Source organism: Balneola sp., from assembly GCA_002694685.1.
GTDB lineage: Bacteria > Bacteroidota > Rhodothermia > Balneolales > Balneolaceae > Gracilimonas.
On sequence record NZMW01000001.1, the window covers coordinates 41,380 to 59,362 of the forward strand.

The window sequence follows — 17,983 nt, forward strand, 5'->3', positions numbered from 1 at the left end:
AACACGGCAGAACCCTTTTAGTTAGAATTTCAAGAAGGGTACTTAAACGGGAAGTAAATGACAAAAGTTAGGTTGAACAGGAATTGTAAAAAACAGTTATCAAAAATCGGCTTAATTAATCTTTGATTGATTGATCATACACTGCCTATATTTGAACGCTATCGAACCTTCATATTTTCTAGTAAAATTACATGAACTTATTTTCGCTGTTAGATCAACCCACGGTTCTCCCCAATTATGTTGTGGGCTCAAAAAAAGAGCTCATTAACGCGCTTGTCAATGCTTTGGAAGAAAAGATGGAAAGTGAGGAACAACTTGAAGCCGTAAGGAAAGCGGTGTTTGAACGCGAGAAAATCATGAGCACAGGGGTAGGGAAAGGACTCGCAATTCCTCACGCAAAAACGAAAGCTGTAACTGAGAATCATGCTGCTTTTGCCCTTCTAAAGGAACCTCTCGATTTTGATTCCATAGATGGCGAACCGGTTCGGTTGGTGTTTTTATTAGTAGGTCCTGAATCAAATAACAGCCAGCACATCAAACTTTTGAGCCGGATTTCCAGACTCATGAATAGTGGTTCTTTCAGGGAGACTATTTTGAATTGCACCTCTACCGAAGAAATTCTGAATGCTTTTCAGGATGAAGAAGAAAAATACTTTGTAAGCTAGATGAAGCTCTTATTCCGCATTGCAGGAATTCTGATACTCGCACTTCTTGCGGAATTAACCCATGGTCAAAATCTTAAGTCTATATTAGATCAGGCTCCCAATCAGGAAGCTTTTTGGTCGGTAACCGTTCGGGATGCAAATGGTGAAATTCTGGAAAGCTTTAACTCTGAAAAGGTCATAATTCCTGCATCTAATCAAAAGCTGTTAACTACAGCTGCTATTTTAGATCACTTTGGCTCCGATTATCAGTTTGAAACCAATATTTATGGTGATGGCGAGCTGGAAAGAGATATCTGGAAAGGGAACCTGATTATAAAAGGAAGTGGTGATCCATCCATAAGCGGCGATTTATATGATGGAGATCGATACCACGTCTTTGAAAAATTTGTCGCCCAGCTCAAAGTTAAAGGAATAGAAAAGATTGATGGATTTCTGATCGCTGATCAAAGTCTCTTCGACAGTCAACTATATCCTAAAGGATGGGATTGGTACGACTTCTCATTCTATTATGGAGTACAAATCAGCCCGCTATCCTTCAATAATAATGCTGTCGATTTGGAAGTATTTGCTGATGGTGAAATAGGAGATACTCCAAGAATTACCTGGTTTCCTGATAGTACAGACTATGTTGACTTTGAAAACAAACAGGTCATCAGCCACCCTGAGACTGAGTATGATGAATATTATCGGCGTGAGCTTGGAGGCAATAAAATAGTACTGGGAAGCAGCTTGCCCCAAGGATATTATGAAGATGAATCTTTGTCTGTGGATGATCCCCTTATGTTTTTCCTGGATTCCTTCAAAGATTATCTAAACAATAACGGAATTCAGTTCGAAGGCGGGATTGTAGTTTATGGACAGGCTTTTGAGTATGATACTACCAACGTGTTGGCTACCCATTTCTCCAAGCCAATGACTGAGCTAATCAAGTGGGCAAATAAAGAAAGCGATAATTTTTATACTGAAATGTTGCTTAAAACACTTTCAGCTGAAACCGACAATCAGCCCGGTTCTTTTGAGGGAGGGATAAAAGAGGTCCGAAACTTTGTAGCTAAGCAGGGGTTAGATACGACTCATATTCAAATGAATGATGGTTCAGGTATGGCAGGAGGAAACTTCAACAAAACCAGTCTTCTTTCAGAGCTATTAGTGAAGATGAAGGATCACCAGGAGTTTGATACCTATTTTAGTAGTATGTCTGTTGCAGGTATTGATGGAACACTTGCTCACCGAATGAAGGGCACACCGCTCTATAGAAACTTCAAAGGAAAATCAGGTTTTGTGACAGGAGTTAGAACGCTCAGCGGATATTTTGAGGCTAAATCAGGAAAGCAGTTGATCGTCAGTCTGGCTGCCAATAATTATATTTCGGAGAAAGTTCGCCCCATTGACGCTGTTCACGAACAGATTTTGATGTATCTGTATGATAAATATTGATTAGCTTTGTCTATGTCAGAAAAGAGACCTCATATTTTAATTACGGATGATGAAAAAGCGATCCGGAATACTCTGGAAGAAATTCTGCAGTATGAGAATTATGAAGTTTCCACCGCAGAAAGCGGATCTAATGCCATCGACTTTGTAGCTAAAAACGATATTGACTTGATGTTTCTGGACATCAAGATGCAGGGAATGGATGGTCTTGAAACCCTCAAAAAGCTCAGAGAAAAGGGGCATGAGTTTCCGGTTATTATGATCTCAGGCCACGGGACTATTGAAATCGCCGTTGAGGCCACTAAAATGGGGGCTTATGATTTCATGGAAAAACCCCCGGATTTGAATCGGTTGCTTATCTCCGTTCGGAATGCCCTTTCTCAGCAAAATTTGGCTAATGAGTACAAGCAGATCAAGAAAAAGCTGCCGAAGGTGCAGGAGATCATCGGGGAGAGTAAAGCGATTTCAAAAATCAAAGATCTGATCGATAAAGTAGCACCAACACAATCCCGCGTATTGATAACCGGCGAGAATGGAACCGGAAAAGAATTGGTAGCAAAATGGGTTCACGAGAAAAGTCCGCGCAGTTCAGCTCCATTTGTAGAAGTGAATTGTGCCGCAATTCCCTCAGATTTGTTAGAGAGTGAACTTTTTGGACATGAAAAAGGAGCATTCACCGGCGCCTCCGATCAACGAATTGGAAAGTTTGACCAGGCTGATGGCGGAACTTTATTTTTGGATGAGATTGGTGATATGAGCCTGGAAGCCCAGGCAAAAGTATTACGGGCTTTACAGGAAAGTACTATTACAAGGGTTGGTGGAAACGAGTCTATTTCGGTAGACGTGAGGATATTGGCTGCTACCAACAAGGATCTTGAGGAAGAAATTGAAGAAGGTAATTTTCGTGAAGACTTATTTCATCGTATAAGTGTGATTCCCATTAAAGTACCGCCGCTCAGAGAACGTAAGGAAGATATTCCGCTGATTGCCAAGGCCTGTCTGAAAAATCTGAAAGAAAGAGATATTAGCTTTTCCTCCATTTCCTTCTCAAAAGAAGGATTAAAGGCGCTAACGAAAAGAGAATGGACCGGGAATGTAAGGGAACTTCAAAACGCGGTGGAAAGATTGGGGATTTTAGCTTCTGAAGATGAAATCACCGAAGAAACTGTAAATGATGTACTCAAAACGAGGGACCTTAAAGCGGGGGATTTGGGTAAACTCGCCGATGAAACAGACGATTTTCAGGATTTTAAAGAAACTGCAGAACGGTTATTTTTAGTGAAGCAGCTGGAGAAGAATGACTGGAATGTTTCACAAACTGCAGAAACCATAGGTATACAGCGAAGCCACATGTACAATAAAATGAAAAAATATAATATAGAGCGATAGCATGAGTGCAGAAATCATTGATGGCAAACAGGTAGCAGAATTAGTCAGAAATCGCGTTCGTGAGGATGTAGAGGACTGGAAGGCGAAAGGTAATCGTGCTCCGTTTCTGCAGGTTATTTTGGTTGGGGATGATCCCGCTTCAAAAGTATATACCGGCGCTAAAACTCGTGCTTGCGAAGATGTGGGAATTGAAACTTATACCGAGATTTTACAAGATACGATCTCTGCCAAAGAACTTAAGTCGGTTATTGAAGGATATAATACCGATGATTCAGTAGATGGAATTCTGGTACAACTTCCACTGCCATCCCATTTGTCATCTCATGATGTAATCGAATGCATTAACCATCGCAAAGATGTGGATGGATTTCACCCGATGAATGTGGGCCGCTTAACAGTTGATCAGCCTTGCTTCCGTAGCTGTACGCCAGCCGGCATCATGGAGCTGTTCAAACATTACAGCATTCCCGTTAAAGCGAAACATGCCGTAGTGGTAGGAGCCAGTAATATCGTGGGATCTCCAATGGCGATTATGCTTTCAAGAGAAAATTCTTCTGGAAAAGCCACCACAACGATTTGTCACAAATACACCAAAGATCTTACCCAGCATACCATTTCTGCTGATATTGTTATTGCTGCGGCTGGTCAACCTCACCTTATAAAAGCAGAAATGATTAAAGAGGGTGCTGTCGTGATTGATGTGGGAATCAATAGAATAGCCGATGAAACTTCCGAAAAAGGGTACAAGCTCGTAGGAGATGTCGATTTCGAATCCGTCAAGAAAAAAGCCAGCTGGATTACCCCCGTTCCCGGAGGCGTTGGTCCGATGACTGTTGCAATGCTGATGAAGAATACCTTATTGGCAGCTAAGAAGAGCATTTATCCCGATTAGTTTTTGAAATCGTAAGTATTTAGGACACTGGTGCATGCGCTAAATGTATAACTTAGAACCATGATTTTCTTGATGGAAGGATTGTCATGATGGATGCTGGTAAATCAAGAATATCCTAAAATCCTATAAATCAAGGTTCATAAAGAAGACCGCAATTTCTGGCCATCTTTTTATAGATGCTTCACTTGGACTCTTTCCAGTCGACTCCATTGGCTTGACAAGCAAGTGGAGAGATTTTCCTAAGTCGCTACCGACAGCTTATCGTTGTTGATTAATGGCATTCACATCCTGAAAAAAAGTAGCGCAAAGAAATGAAGTGAAGAATATCACTTTCATGCAGCTAAGAAGAGCATTTATCCGGACTAAAATCTTTTTTTGAATAGGGTGACACTATGATGTCACTCACTGTCATTATCATTGAGTAAATCAAAAAACAAAACTCAACGATCATGACAAGCAACGCACTTTCAATCACTCCGAAACAAAATTCATCACCCGCTTTATTTGCGCTTCCGCTTTTAAAGAGAATCAAACAAGAGAGTCAGAAAGAATATGCTGAAATGCAGGAAGCTTTCGAGTTACTTGGATGGAGCGGACTCCCTGACGAGCTTAAGATCGAAATCAATGAAGATGTTAAGTATATGGTTCAGGAACTGAAGGGAAGATTTTCATCCTGTGATCCATTCGTGAAAAGCCGACGCAATTCAATCCATTATTGGGTAAGTAGTTTTCAGGATGGAATTTGCACCCTTGAAGCGGCAATCAAAGCACTAGAGGTAAAACCCCTCTAAGTATTTCGTTCTTTTGGCTGGGATGATGTGGAATTCACATTTTCTTGATAAAGATCTTCATCTTCAATCTCGATAGGGCCGGATGTATTACCAAAGGAAGCTATTTTTTTTGAAATAGAAGCAGTCAATGTAGAAAGCTGATCCTTTTGTTTCTGATAATAACTTTTCAGGAAAAACCGACTCATAGCAAATCCACCCAGGCCAAAAAATGGAGCTACCATCAAAGCGAATTGTTTACCACTGGTTTCTTTGAATGCGATTAGGGCAACGATGAAACCGAAGAAAAAGCTAAGGAAACTGGCAAGAGATTTAAAAGGTCCCCAAGAGGAAACCATCTGAATTTTGGTCTGTCCATTTTTCGGGGTGAAGGAGAAGTGCTTGTACCCAAAATCACTTTTGCGCTGCTCCCACTCATAGGTATTTCCAACTTTATTGATTTTACCAATACCACCTGTGATTTTTCGGATCTCTAGAACCAAATCTTCCCATTGGTCTTCATTAATTTCACCTTCCACTGAAGAAACATCCTGAATGCGTGAAGTTCCCTTTATCAAATTATAGGTTTGTTCATCAAGATCTGGCTCACCAATTTTAGCTAATGCTTCTTGTAAGGCCTCTTTGCTAATGCCAACTTCTTCAGCGATGTGAATGAGGTCTTCTTCAGACAGTGTTTCCTGATCTTCATACAAGTCTTTTTTAACCTGAATTTCAGAAGCTTTAGTAAGAATTTTACTTATTTCTTTTTTGGAATACGATTTTGAATCAGACATGGAATTCATTTTTGGAGTACCTACGGTATTTAAACAAAAAATGTTATTGAATGCAGAACTTCCACAGAGATATCCTTATCTTTGAAAAACTGCAAGCCAAATTTTCTACTCCATGTATAAAATGAACGACTCATCTCCCTTTGAACGTATTACGCGCCAGGGACTTACGTACGATGATGTACTTTTAGTCCCAAATTTCTCGAAAGTATTGCCACGCGATGTTGACACCACGGTTCAACTTACGCCCACACTCAAGCTCAACATCCCAATTATAAGTGCAGCTATGGATACCGTTTCTGAGTATCGCCTGGCTATTGCATTGGCTCGTGAAGGAGGTATTGCAATGCTTCACAAAAATATGAGCATTGAAGATCAGGCTGAGCATGTTCGTTTGGTGAAAAGGAGTGAGAGCGGGATGATTGTAGATCCTGTAACGCTAAAGGAAGATGCTACTGTTCGGGAAGCACGAGCTTTGATGAAGAAACAGAAGATTGGAGGAATCCCAATTGTTGATGATGCAGGAATTTTAGTGGGTATTGTAACCAATAGGGATTTACGGTTTGAGTCTGAGTTGGGCAAAAAGCTTGGCGATATCATGACCTATGAAGAATTATATACCGCTAAGGAAGGAACCAACCTAAAGCAAGCAGAACAAATCCTCCAGCATTATAAAGTAGAAAAACTCCCTATAGTTGACGAAAACAATAAGCTGGTTGGGTTAATCACCTTTAAAGATATTGAGAAGAAAAAGAATTTCCCGAATGCTTGTAAGGATGAAATGGGAAGATTGCGGGTTGGCGCCGCTGTTGGTGTAACTGCAGATACTATGGATAGGGTTGAAGCCCTGGTTGCAGCAAGTGTAGATGCCATCACCGTTGATACAGCACACGGCCATTCGAAAGGAGTGCTTGATACCATCAAAAAAATTAAACAAAAGTACCCTGACCTGAACGTAATTGGTGGAAACATTGCAACCCGTTCTGCAGCTGAAGCATTGGCAGAAGCCGGAGCAGATGTAGTTAAAGTTGGGGTTGGTCCTGGATCAATTTGTACAACACGCGTTGTTACCGGAGTTGGCGTTCCTCAGTTGAGTGCCGTAATGGAAGTAGCTGAATTCACCCAGAAAAATGGAATTGGATTGATAGCTGATGGCGGTATTAAGCAAACTGGTGACATTCCTAAAGCCATTGCCGGTGGAGCTGATGCTGTGATGATGGGCTCCATGTTTGCTGGGGTAGATGAAAGTCCGGGAGAGACAATTATTTATGAATCACGGAAATACAAGTCTTACCGTGGAATGGGAAGCATCAGTGCGATGAATAAAGGTTCCAAAGACCGCTATTTCCAGGATGTAGAAGATGACATCAGTAAATTGGTTCCAGAAGGAATTGAAGGTAGAGTGCCTTTTAAAGGTTACTTAGGTGAAGTTGTACATCAAATGGCCGGTGGACTTAGAGCTGCGATGGGTTATGCAGGTGCTGCAAATATTGACGATATGAAAAAAGCAGAGTTTGTTCAGATTTCGGCTGCATCCTACAAGGAAAGTCACCCACACTCTGTACAGATTACGAAAGAAGCGCCGAATTACTCAGTATCTTAATCGGCCTTGTCAGGCATGAAAAACGTACTGTTCATTGTCTATTATTTCCCTCCAATGGGAGGGAGTGGTGTTCAGCGTCCTCTTAAATTCGTCAAGTACCTAAGAGATTTCGGTTGGAATCCGATAGTACTTTGCCCGGAACCCGGAGCTTATCATACCTTTGATGAATCACTGGAAAAAGAGCTGGATCAACTGGATGTTAAAGTCCATCGTGTAAGCGGAAATACGCCATTTCATAAAGCTGGACAAAACCCTAAAAAAGTTAAAATTCCAGATTCCGTTGCCAAGGTTCTTCGTTGGTTTTCAACCTTCTTCTTTCTTCCTGATAATAAAAAGAAGTGGATTGAGCCTGGGTTAGAAAAAGCGCTGGCTTTAATTGAAGAAAATGATATTGATGCAGTATTTTCAAGTGCTCCTCCATACAGTAATTTAATGCTCGCCAAACAAATTAAGGAGAAAACTGGCATTCCTACAGTAATGGACCTTCGGGATGACTGGGTTGAAAGCCATTTGATCAATTACCCAACGGTCTGGCATAAAAAGAAAATGGAGCAGCTGGAGATCGATACTCTTGCCAAAGCGGATAAGCTTCTTACCGTTAATGACCGAATTGCCGAAAGCCTGAAGTCTCGAGTGTTAAAAGAAGTTGAGGTGATAGGGCACGGCTACGATCCCGAAGACTTCAATGAGGTTGAAAGTAAGCCTGCATCTTCAGGCTCTAAACTTAAGTTGTTGTATAGCGGTTCTTTCTACCCAGATAGCCGACCGGATTCTTTTCTAAAAGCTGTGCATGAAGTAATTCAATCGAATCCGGAACTAGAAAACCAAATAGAACTACAATTTCAGGGTGGCTTGAATTCTGAACACTGGGAACTGATTAACAAACTGGGCTTAACACCTCTTGTCTTCGATTTTGGATATGTGCCACATGAACTTGCGGTAAAGAATTTAATAGCTGCAGATATTCTTTGGCTGAATGTAGGGCAAAAAAAGAATCCTGAAATAATTTCTTTAGGAAAAACCAGTGAATATTTTGCAACAAAGAAGCCGGTTTTGGGTCTTGTGCCTGAGGGCGTCGCAAAAGAGCTATTGCTGATGTATGGCAAGTCATTTATAGCTGATCCCTATGATATCTCTGAAATAAAAGAACAGCTTTTAGAAATCATTGATCGCTATAAAAACGGCAGGTGGCCGGAACATTCTGAAGAAGTTGTAAATCATTTTGACAGGAAGAAACTAACCGGAAAGCTCGCAAAGATTTTTGATGAAATTTCAACCCAATAATAAGATCTTATTGTAGTAACTTGATGAACAATGATTGATCTTCTTAAAAAATTATTTGAACAGCGTCAGCGTAAAATCAATGTGATTTTACTTGATGACTCAAAGCCTGATGAGGATAATTCCTACAAGATTTATCCTAACGGACTCTTTGGGATGATACTGGGGATTTCCGGTATTTTCGCCATTTTTGTGGCTTTGATCTTTATGCTGACTCCCTTGGGTGGATTATTATACAGCACGGACGATGCCGAAATTCGCGCACAGATCATGGATGTAACGGATAAAGCCATTGCTTTAGAGGATTCCTTAAGACAAAGAGATCTGCAACTTCGTGAAATGAAAAATATAATTCGTTTGAGTATAGATACTACACTTTCATTAGATCAGCGGTTTGATGATTTCTTTAACCCAAATGATCCACTTCAAAATGCTGATTTTTTATCATTCGAAAGATCCGGTTCTTTTGACAGGCTAAGCCAGAGCGAGGTTTTATTCTCAAATGTATCTCGTACAGCTCCTGATTTCCCTGCAAAATTTCCGGTACAGGGATCTTTAACGAGGGGATATCTGCCTGATGATCAACATTATGGTCTTGACGTTGCAACTAAGAATAATGAACCCGTAATCAATATCGCAGACGGGTCAGTATTTATTAGTAGTTGGACAATTAACAATGGATATGTAATATCCGTGCAACATAGTGAGGGTATTGTAACAACCTATAAGCACCTTTCTAAATTAAATAAGAAGGAAGGCGACCTTGTACTTAAAGGTGATATTTTAGGCGAAATCGGAAATGCCGGAGTATTAAGTACAGGGCCCCATCTCCATTTTGAGATCTGGAAAAATGGAGTACCTCAGAATCCGGAAGTCTATTTAATCAAATAAAATCGAGTCATGTTAAATAATAAAAAGTCTACATCGAGTAACGGTTCAGAAAATTCAAGTAATTCTCCATCGGTAAATATTTTAAGTGAGGGAACTAAACTAAAAGGTGACCTTAGTTCGCAAACGGATATAAGGATTGCCGGTACTGTAGAGGGCGAAGCTGTCTCCAAAGGTAAATTAATCGTTACCGGAAATGGTAAAATTGTCGGTAACATCACTTCAGCTGACGCTGACATTGCGGGAAGGGTAGAAGGAGAAGTGAAAGTTTCCAATAAACTAACCCTCCGTGAAAGCGCTGTTATTGATGGAAATATCTACACCAAAACCCTTATCGTTGAAGAGGGTGCACAAATAAATGGATCATGCCGAATGGGATCAGATGCAAAATCTCTGTCTCAATCAAGCGATTCCGATTACGTGAATGATACCAAAGTAAAATCCTGACCCGCGAATAATTGCTTCATAATCTGCTTCCCGATAAATATGCTGAGTATGTAGGTTTGGGAGCAGAAATCGCTGTATCCATGGCGTTGCCTATAGTAGCAGGCTATTTTTTAGATGAATACTTCCAGCTTTCTCCCTGGCTTACTTTAACAGGAGTTTTGGTAGGGATGTTGAATTTTGGTCTTATGATAGCTCGCATTGCAAAGAAACTGAATCAAGACGATGATAAATAATTATGAAGGAAGTGTAGTAAGAAGTACGCTTTTAGCCTCGGGTGTTTTACTGATTATTTCTTTAGGATTTTTTGCAATAGGTGAAAAAGAAGGAATTGCGGTTTTGACCGGAGTCATGCTCAGCTGCATCTTTGTAGTCAGCAGTGCATGGGTGTTTGACACCTTCCGAGGAGTGAAAACCAACCGGTTTATAAAAATATTTTTCATCTCTACAGCCATCCGCTTTCTGTTAGTGCTCATTTTGTTCGGAATTTTGCTTGGAGTGACAAAAATTGATGAAATCTACTTTACAGTTAGTTTCATAATTTCCTATCTTTGCCAATCTGTAACGGAAATGATTTTAATTAACAAAATTCTTCAAAAGAGCGGCACTAAAAGACAATGATTCAAACCCTGCGTCGAGTTTTCTTAACTCTTTTATTCTTAAGTATCAGCACTTCAAATACTTTTGCGGCAGATCAGGCCGAAGGTGAGGAAGAACCTATTATTGACGTGATGGGTACCGTTCTTGATCACGATTATTTTAAAACACCGTTTGGTAAAATCTACTTACCACGCATCTTTTATTGGGAAGATGCAGAAGGTCAGGCGCAGCTAAGTGCTTTTGCCTCAACCAAGAAAGCTGTCGCTTCTGAGAACTTTGAATTGTCAGAAGCAGGTGCAGTAGTTCCTGTTAATGGTGGGCATATTTCTTTAGATCTATCTATAACCTCTCACTTGATCTATTTTTGGCTCAGTATTGGACTGGTTCTCTTTATTACAATAGGGATGTCCAGGAAGTATAAAAACGGAATTGGTAAAGACACCGAGCCGCAGGGAGCATTTCAGAATACCTTTGAAGTACTATTCCAGTTTGTGAGAGATGACATCGCTAAGGATAATATCCGCGATGACAAATATGAGCGTTATGTACCATACCTATTCTCAGTATTCATGGGTATTGCTTTTATGAACTTATTTGGGCTTTTGCCTTGGGCTGCTACTGCCACTGCTGATTTAACAGTTACAGCGACATTAGCAATTATCACATTTTTAATAACTCAGTTTAGTGGGACAAAAGACCACTGGGCTCATGTATTCTGGTTTCCGGGCGTGCCGGGCTGGACTCGTTTCATTTTAACTCCTGTTGAAGTGCTTGGTTTATTCACTAAACCATTCGCTCTTGCAATTCGACTTTTTGCAAACATGTTGTCAGGAAAGATGATGATCATCGCGATTTTAGGGTTGATCTTTATTTTTGCTGATCTGTTTGGGCCTATTGGTGGCTACGGAATGGCAGGACTTTTATCTGTACCTCTAACTGCAGCTTTATATTTCTTGAAAGCATTTGTGGCTTTACTGCAGGCTTATGTGTTCACAATTCTTTCAGCCGTATTCATTGGGATGGCTGCTGAAGATCATGAGCATGATGAGGAAGGATATCACGCAGAGCATATTGCTGAACAGGCAAATTGAACTTGAAAAAACCATAATCAACTAAAAACAAAAAATAAGAAATATGGGACTTTTAGCAGCTGGTATTGGAGCAGGAATCGTAGCAATTGGCGCCGGACTTGGAATCGGAATGATTGGTAAGGCGGCTACAGAAAGTATTGCACGTCAGCCTGAAGCATCCGGAGATATCCGTGGCGCAATGCTTTTGACCGCAGTATTTATTGAGGGTGTTGCTCTCTTCTGTGCGGTTATTTGTGCATTGATCATCTTCTTGGGTTAATATCGTGTTACACTCTATGCTACTTTTAGCAGGCGGAGGGGGATTACTCTCATTTAACACAGGCTTTGCCTTGTGGATTGCTATCACAATGGTGGTTTTCATCTTGTTGATGGCAAAATTTGCAGTACCCCCTATTATGAAAGCGCTTGAGGAGCGAGAGTCAAAAATCAAGGATTCCCTGGAATCCGCTGAGAATGCATTAGCGAAAGCTGAGAAAATCTCTAAAGATAATGAGAAAGCTCTTCGAGAAGCAGAAGTAAAAGCACAACAGATTCGTAAAGAAGCAGTAGAGGAAGCTGAATTAATTCGTGCAGAACGGATTAAGAAAGCCAAAGAAGAAGCTGAACAACTCGTTGAGCAGGCTCGCACCTCTATTGATCAAGAAAAGAAACAAGCTTTAGTTGAACTGAGACAAGAAGTGGCAAAACTTGCCGTACAATCAGCTTCTATTATCATTGACGCAGAGCTTGACAGTGAAAAGAATAACAAGCTGGTAGATAAATTTTTATCTGACCTTCCAAAAAATTAATAATAATTCATGCTGGTATCTAAAGCGGCACGCCGTTACGCTACTGCACTACTGGAGCTTGCCAAAGAGCAAGATGTTGTAGAGTCCACACTTGAGGATATTCTTTTTGTTAAGACTACCCTAGAGGATTCTCGAGATCTGGTTCTTTTCTTAAAAAGCCCCATTATAAAGCCAGACAAGAAAGTTTCTGCTCTTGAAGAAATCTTCAAATCAGAGATCAGTGAATTGGTTCACAGGTTCATAACGTTGATTGCACGTAAAAATCGACAAAATGTACTTGATGAAATCGTTACTGCCTTTGTTGAAGTTTACAATGAGTACGCTGGTATTATTTCAGCTGAAGTATTTGTCGCTACTAAATTAGATGACAAACAAATTGCTGCGGTTACCGAGAAGCTGGAAGAGGTTACCGGTAAGAAAGTAAATGTCACTATAAAAGTGCAGGAAGATTTGAAAGGCGGAATGGCCATTAAAATAGCAGATACAGTTATTGATGGTACCGTTAAGCACCAGTTGGAACAGCTTGAAGATGTATTCCTGAATACAACTACGGAATAAATTACAACAGTTTTATAATCTAACATTACAATGAGTCAAGTCAGACCAGACGAAGTTTCAGCCATACTACGTAAACAATTATCAGGCTTCGATAATGAAGCTGATACTTATGACGTGGGTACCGTACTCGAGGTAGGAGACGGTATTGCACGTGTGTATGGGTTATCAAAAGTACAAGCAGGTGAATTGGTTGAATTACCTGATTCTAAGGATGAAAAGGGTGCTTCCATAACAGGAATGGTACTTAACCTTGAGGAAGACAATGTAGGTATTGTACTCTTTGGGTCATCCGAAGCCGTAGAAGAAGGCCATACCGTTAAAAGAACCAAAGATATCGCTTCTATAAATGTGGGCGAAGGTCTGCTGGGACGAGTTATCAACCCTCTTGGTGTACCTATCGATGGTAAAGGTGCTATAACCGGCGAAACAATTCGTCTACCGCTTGAGCGTAAAGCTCCCGGGGTAATTTATCGTGAGCCGGTAACAGAGCCTCTTCAAACAGGACTCAAATCAATTGACTCATTGATCCCGATTGGACGAGGTCAGCGTGAACTTATCATTGGTGATCGTCAGACTGGTAAAACTTCTGTAGCTGTAGATACTATTATCAACCAGAAAGCTACTCAAGACACTGACAAACCCGTTCACTGTATTTATGTAGCTGTTGGACAGAAAGGTTCAACCGTTGCTAATATCCAGAAAGTATTGGAAGAGAACGGTGCCATGGAATACACTACGATTGTAGCTGCTCCTGCCAGTGTTTCAGCTCCAATGCGTTATATCGCTCCATTTGCAGGTGCTGCTATTGGTGAGTATTTCCGTGATACAGGCCGTCATGCTCTTGTAATCTATGATGATCTTTCAAAGCAAGCTGTTGCTTACCGTGAGCTTTCATTATTGCTTAAGCGTCCTCCTGGCCGTGAAGCATATCCTGGTGATGTATTCTACCTTCACAGTCGTTTATTAGAGCGCGCTGCTAAAATCATTAATGATGATAAGGTAGCTGGCGCTATGAACAACATCCCTGACGAATTAAAGCCAAAAGTAAAAGGTGGTGGATCATTAACTGCACTTCCTGTTATTGAAACACAGGCCGGTGATGTTTCTGCTTACATCCCAACCAACGTAATTTCTATTACTGATGGTCAGATCTTCCTGGATACAGACTTGTTTAACCAAGGTATTCGACCCGCTATTGATGTTGGTACTTCGGTATCTCGAGTAGGGGGTTCTGCTCAGGTGAAATCAATGAAGAAACTTTCAGGTACTCTGAAGCTTGATTTGGCTCAGTACCGTGAACTGGAAGCTTTTGCAAAATTTGGTTCCGATCTTGATGCTTCAACGCAAGCTCAACTTCGAAAAGGAGAGCGTACTGTTGAACTACTGAAGCAGGATGTTTATCAGCCACTTCCGGTAGAGCAACAAATTGCACTTCTCAAAATCAATGATGTTGGTTTGCTTGATAGGCTTGAAGTAGAGCAGATTGAACAGTTTGAAAACCAATACCTTGAAACTGTTGGCATCAAATACGAAGATGAAATGCAGAAACTTGCTGACTCAGGTATTCTGGACGATAGCTTCGGTGATAATCTCATTGAGATTGCAAAATCAGTAATCGATCAAGTTACAGCATCTAACTAACGCAAAGAATAAGCTTCGATGGCGAACCTCCGAGACATACGAAACCGGATATCATCTGTAAACAACACGCAGCAGATTACCAAAGCTATGAAAATGGTAGCTGCTGCCAAGCTTAGAAAAGCTCAGGACCGCATGACACAAACGCGTCCCTATGCTTCTAAGATTGAAGAAGTTGCAGGCCGTTTAGCAGAAAATAGCAGTGCTACAAACCCTGTTATGCGTAAGCCTGAAGAAGTTAAGAAGGTATTATTCATTATTGTTGGTTCTGACCGTGGACTTTGCGGCGGATTTAACAATAATTTGTTTAAGGAAGTTGAAAAACGGCTAGAACGTGACTTCCAACAGTTTCTAGAGAAGAAGACATTATCAGTTGTAGCTATAGGAAAGAAGGCAACGGCCTATTTCAAGAAAAGGAAATATAACGTTGTGGAAAGTTTTCCAGGCTTCTTTGATGATATTTTGTATGATGCTACTTCCGATATTATGGAAGCTGCTACTGCTCAATTTGTAGATGGTGATTATGATGAAGTGCACATCGCATACAACGAATTTAAGTCAGTGATTGCACAGAATCGTAAAGTACAGAAGGTACTTCCGATAGATACAGCTGAAATCACAAAAAGTGATTCTGATCATGCATCTGAGCAAGCTATTGATTACCTTTACGAGCCAAATTCACAGGCGATATTAGATCGTCTCTTGCCACTGCATTTAAACATGCAATTATGGCGAGCAGTACTTGAGTCTAACGCATCTGAGCAAGGCGCACGAATGACCGCAATGGACAGTGCGACTGAAAATGCTAAAGATCTTGAAAAAGACCTGAGACTCAAATACAATCAGGCACGACAAAGTGCTATTACGACTGAAATTTCTGAAATTGTTTCTGGTGCGCAAGCACTTAGTGAAGATTAGGAGAGCTGGCAGAGTGGTCGAATGCGGCGGTCTTGAAAACCGTTGAGGCCTCGCGGTCTCCGGGGGTTCGAATCCCTCGCTCTCCGCAATAAATAGCCCCTTTTGGGGCTATTTCTGTTTTATATAATGAGTTTTAAATAATATTATCGTGCATGCGTTTACGCTTCAAAACTAAAAACTAATATGACAGCACGAATTCCTCTTACTGTGATTTTTCTATTGCTAGCCAGCAATGCCGGAATATTTGCTCAGGATACATTGCAGATTGATTTCAATACATTTCTGAATAAAGCCCTACAGAATTCTGGCCAAGTTAAATATCAGCAACAGGATGTTGAGCTTGCAGAGAATCAGGTTAAACAAGCTAAAGCTCAGCGTATTTTACCAAATCTCAGTCTTACTACTCAGCATGGCTTGGTTCCTGGTATAGAAAGTGATGTTCCAGGTTTGCCAAGAGATGAATATTATCTGGATCCTAATCTTAGAAACGACTGGACCAACTGGGCTATATTCACCAAATTTCAGCTCTCAGCTGTTCAACCGGTTTTTACTTGGGGTGCTATCAATAAAGCAATAGAAGCCGCACGCTTAGGTGCCGAAGCCGCTCAATACAGTTTTGATGCACAGAAGGCTGACCTTGAGGTACGGATATTCGATCTATACTACAGCTATATACTTGCGCTGGAAATTGAAAGACTTTTAGATGAAGCTCAAGACAAAGTGAATCAGGTCGAGCGTCGTATTGAAGAAATGCAGGAAGAAGGGGATACAAGCCTGGATGACTCTGAGATTTTTAAGTTCGAAATTTATAAGTCTGAGTTTGAAATTCAGAAAGCTGAAGTCGAAGAAAACATGCGGTTTGTGACGGAGACGTGGAACTATGTGTTAAGAAATGAGGAAGGGACTGTATTTGAGCCCCAAATTCGATTCTTGGATCCTGTAGCTTCAAATATTGAATCATTAAGATTTTATCAGGACGCAGCTTTTAACAACAGACCTGAACTAGAGGCGCTAAGAGTAGGTGAAAGCGCAACGCGGACCTATATAACTTCATTAAAAAAACAAAATCTACCCGGACTATATCTTGGTGGTTACGTCAACTTTGCGAACACTCCCAACCGACCACGGCAGTCTAATCCATTCATAGAGAACAGTACTAATTTGTTTTCAGGTGGTTTTGGGTTTACAATCCGCCAAAAACTTAACTTCTTTTCCATACGCGCGAATATTGAACGCAGCCAGATTCAACTTAAGAAAGCCTCACTTGCTCAAGACGCAGCAAAAGATGGTATCTTGCTGGAAGTTAACAACCAGTATCGGCAGACATCTCTAGCTAACGTGAAGGTAGAACAAACAGATGAAGCGTTAGTTACATCTAAGAAGTGGTTAAGGCAGGAACAATTAGACTATGATTTTGGTATGGGTGAAGTGAAGGACCTTATTGATGCAATGCGGAAAGAGCTGGAACTAAAGCTTCAACTTAAGCAGCGAATTTTTGAGTATAATTCATCCTTGGCAAAATTGAATAAATCCGCAGGTATTCCGTTAACCACCCTGATTACAAACTAATTATTAAATTGAATCCAATGAATATGTTTAAAATCGGACTCAGAGTTATTCTTTTAGCGCTTTTAGTTTCAACTACTGCGTTTGCACAGCAAACACCTGAAGAGATTAGAACAATGCTCGAACAAAGAGATGATCAAATCAAGCAGTTAGTTGGTCCTGAAGGCACTGACTATACCGACGAACAGCGTGCAAAGCTCAAAGAAATTATAAATGGAGTAATTAACTTTGAGGCAATGGCTAAAGAAGCGCTAGACACTACTTTTGATACAATCTCAACAGAAAAGAGAACAGAATTTGTGGATCTTTTCGGAACAATTGTTCGGGATCAGTCTTTAAACAAGCTAGATATTTATCGAGCAACGGTTACCTACCAGGATATTCAGGTAAATGGCTCGCAAGCTCGCGTTGAAACACTTGCTCAGCTTGAAAATATTCGTACCCCTGTTAATTATGAGATGGAATTTCAAAACGGCGAATGGGTAATAGTTGATATGGAAATTGATGATGTATCAACTGCATCTTCTTATAACCGGCAGTTTCAGCGTATTATCAATCAGCGAGGTTTTGATCCGCTTTTAGAAAGCTTAAGGAAAAGAGCTGCAAAAGCTTAGGTTATATACATAATCTAATTAGTTCACGATTATTGGAATACAATTACTTTGTTTTG

General features: G+C 40.6%; 20 protein-coding genes and 1 tRNA gene. 20 read left to right on the forward strand and 1 reads right to left on the reverse strand.

All coding sequences use genetic code 11. The features are described 5' to 3' along the window. Positions 1-191 precede the first annotated feature (191 nt). From CL667_00150 to CL667_00170, 5 genes are all read left to right on the forward strand, one after another. On the forward strand, positions 192-665 hold the full coding sequence (locus CL667_00150; protein ID MAL16092.1) for a hypothetical protein: 474 nt from the start codon (positions 192-194) through the stop codon (positions 663-665). Continuing rightward, positions 666-2,102, forward strand: coding sequence for a D-alanyl-D-alanine carboxypeptidase/D-alanyl-D-alanine-endopeptidase (gene dacB, locus CL667_00155; GenBank protein ID MAL16093.1), 1,437 nt, complete (start codon positions 666-668; stop codon positions 2,100-2,102). Between the two features lie 12 nt (positions 2,103-2,114). Beyond that, entirely contained in the window at positions 2,115-3,488 is a 1,374-nt protein-coding gene (locus CL667_00160) for a Fis family transcriptional regulator (protein ID MAL16094.1), read from the forward strand. Between the two features lies 1 nt (position 3,489). After that, a complete protein-coding gene (locus CL667_00165) occupies positions 3,490-4,380 on the forward strand; it encodes a bifunctional methylenetetrahydrofolate dehydrogenase/methenyltetrahydrofolate cyclohydrolase FolD (GenBank protein MAL16095.1) in 891 nt (296 codons plus the stop codon). A gap of 449 nt (positions 4,381-4,829) precedes the next feature. After that, the gene (locus tag CL667_00170) at positions 4,830-5,171 is read left to right on the forward strand and encodes a hypothetical protein (GenBank protein ID MAL16096.1); all 342 of its coding nucleotides are present in this window, start codon (positions 4,830-4,832) and stop codon (positions 5,169-5,171) included. Here the strand turns inward: CL667_00170 and CL667_00175 are convergent. Then, complete coding sequence (locus CL667_00175; GenBank protein ID MAL16097.1) at positions 5,168-5,941, reverse strand: hypothetical protein; 774 nt, start codon at positions 5,939-5,941, stop codon at positions 5,168-5,170. The genes CL667_00170 and CL667_00175 overlap by 4 nt on opposite strands. A gap of 112 nt (positions 5,942-6,053) precedes the next feature. On the opposite strand from CL667_00175, the gene CL667_00180 reads away from it, so the two are divergent. From CL667_00180 to CL667_00250, 15 genes are all read left to right on the forward strand, one after another. Beyond that, positions 6,054-7,541, forward strand: coding sequence for an IMP dehydrogenase (locus CL667_00180; protein MAL16098.1), 1,488 nt, complete (start codon positions 6,054-6,056; stop codon positions 7,539-7,541). A gap of 54 nt (positions 7,542-7,595) precedes the next feature. After that, positions 7,596-8,825, forward strand: coding sequence for a hypothetical protein (locus CL667_00185; GenBank protein ID MAL16099.1), 1,230 nt, complete (start codon positions 7,596-7,598; stop codon positions 8,823-8,825). A gap of 30 nt (positions 8,826-8,855) precedes the next feature. Beyond that, the gene (locus tag CL667_00190) at positions 8,856-9,713 is read left to right on the forward strand and encodes a hypothetical protein (protein ID MAL16100.1); all 858 of its coding nucleotides are present in this window, start codon (positions 8,856-8,858) and stop codon (positions 9,711-9,713) included. Positions 9,714-9,722: 9 nt separating this feature from the next. Then, positions 9,723-10,157, forward strand: a complete 435-nt coding sequence (locus CL667_00195; protein ID MAL16101.1) for a hypothetical protein — start codon at positions 9,723-9,725, stop codon at positions 10,155-10,157. Between the two features lie 11 nt (positions 10,158-10,168). Then, the gene (locus CL667_00200; GenBank protein MAL16102.1) at positions 10,169-10,390 is read left to right on the forward strand and encodes a hypothetical protein; all 222 of its coding nucleotides are present in this window, start codon (positions 10,169-10,171) and stop codon (positions 10,388-10,390) included. Beyond that, complete coding sequence (locus tag CL667_00205) at positions 10,380-10,775, forward strand: hypothetical protein (protein MAL16103.1); 396 nt, start codon at positions 10,380-10,382, stop codon at positions 10,773-10,775. Before CL667_00200 ends, CL667_00205 begins: the two co-directional genes overlap by 11 nt. Further along, positions 10,772-11,845: an ATP synthase F0 subunit A gene (gene atpB, locus CL667_00210; protein ID MAL16104.1), complete on the forward strand. Its 1,074-nt coding sequence runs from the start codon at positions 10,772-10,774 to the stop codon at positions 11,843-11,845. The genes CL667_00205 and atpB overlap by 4 nt, the downstream gene beginning before the upstream one ends. Positions 11,846-11,888: 43 nt before the next feature. Then, entirely contained in the window at positions 11,889-12,104 is a 216-nt protein-coding gene (gene atpE / locus CL667_00215) for an ATP synthase F0 subunit C (GenBank protein ID MAL16105.1), read from the forward strand. 16 nt (positions 12,105-12,120) lie between these two features. Beyond that, positions 12,121-12,633: an ATP synthase F0 subunit B gene (gene atpF / locus CL667_00220; protein ID MAL16106.1), complete on the forward strand. Its 513-nt coding sequence runs from the start codon at positions 12,121-12,123 to the stop codon at positions 12,631-12,633. 9 nt (positions 12,634-12,642) lie between these two features. Further along, positions 12,643-13,191, forward strand: a complete 549-nt coding sequence (locus tag CL667_00225; GenBank protein ID MAL16107.1) for a F0F1 ATP synthase subunit delta — start codon at positions 12,643-12,645, stop codon at positions 13,189-13,191. A gap of 30 nt (positions 13,192-13,221) precedes the next feature. Then, on the forward strand, positions 13,222-14,832 hold the full coding sequence (locus CL667_00230) for a F0F1 ATP synthase subunit alpha (GenBank protein MAL16108.1): 1,611 nt from the start codon (positions 13,222-13,224) through the stop codon (positions 14,830-14,832). A gap of 18 nt (positions 14,833-14,850) precedes the next feature. Then, a complete protein-coding gene (atpG, locus tag CL667_00235; protein MAL16109.1) occupies positions 14,851-15,747 on the forward strand; it encodes an ATP synthase F1 subunit gamma in 897 nt (298 codons plus the stop codon). Beyond that, positions 15,747-15,836, forward strand: a tRNA-Ser gene (locus tag CL667_00240). The genes atpG and CL667_00240 overlap by 1 nt, the downstream gene beginning before the upstream one ends. 94 nt (positions 15,837-15,930) lie before the next feature. Next, positions 15,931-17,316 carry a hypothetical protein gene (locus tag CL667_00245; GenBank protein ID MAL16110.1) on the forward strand — a complete coding sequence of 462 codons (1,386 nt, stop codon included), beginning with the start codon at positions 15,931-15,933 and terminating at the stop codon, positions 17,314-17,316. Positions 17,317-17,333: 17 nt separating this feature from the next. Beyond that, positions 17,334-17,927: a hypothetical protein gene (locus tag CL667_00250; GenBank protein MAL16111.1), complete on the forward strand. Its 594-nt coding sequence runs from the start codon at positions 17,334-17,336 to the stop codon at positions 17,925-17,927. Positions 17,928-17,983: the final 56 nt, after the last annotated feature.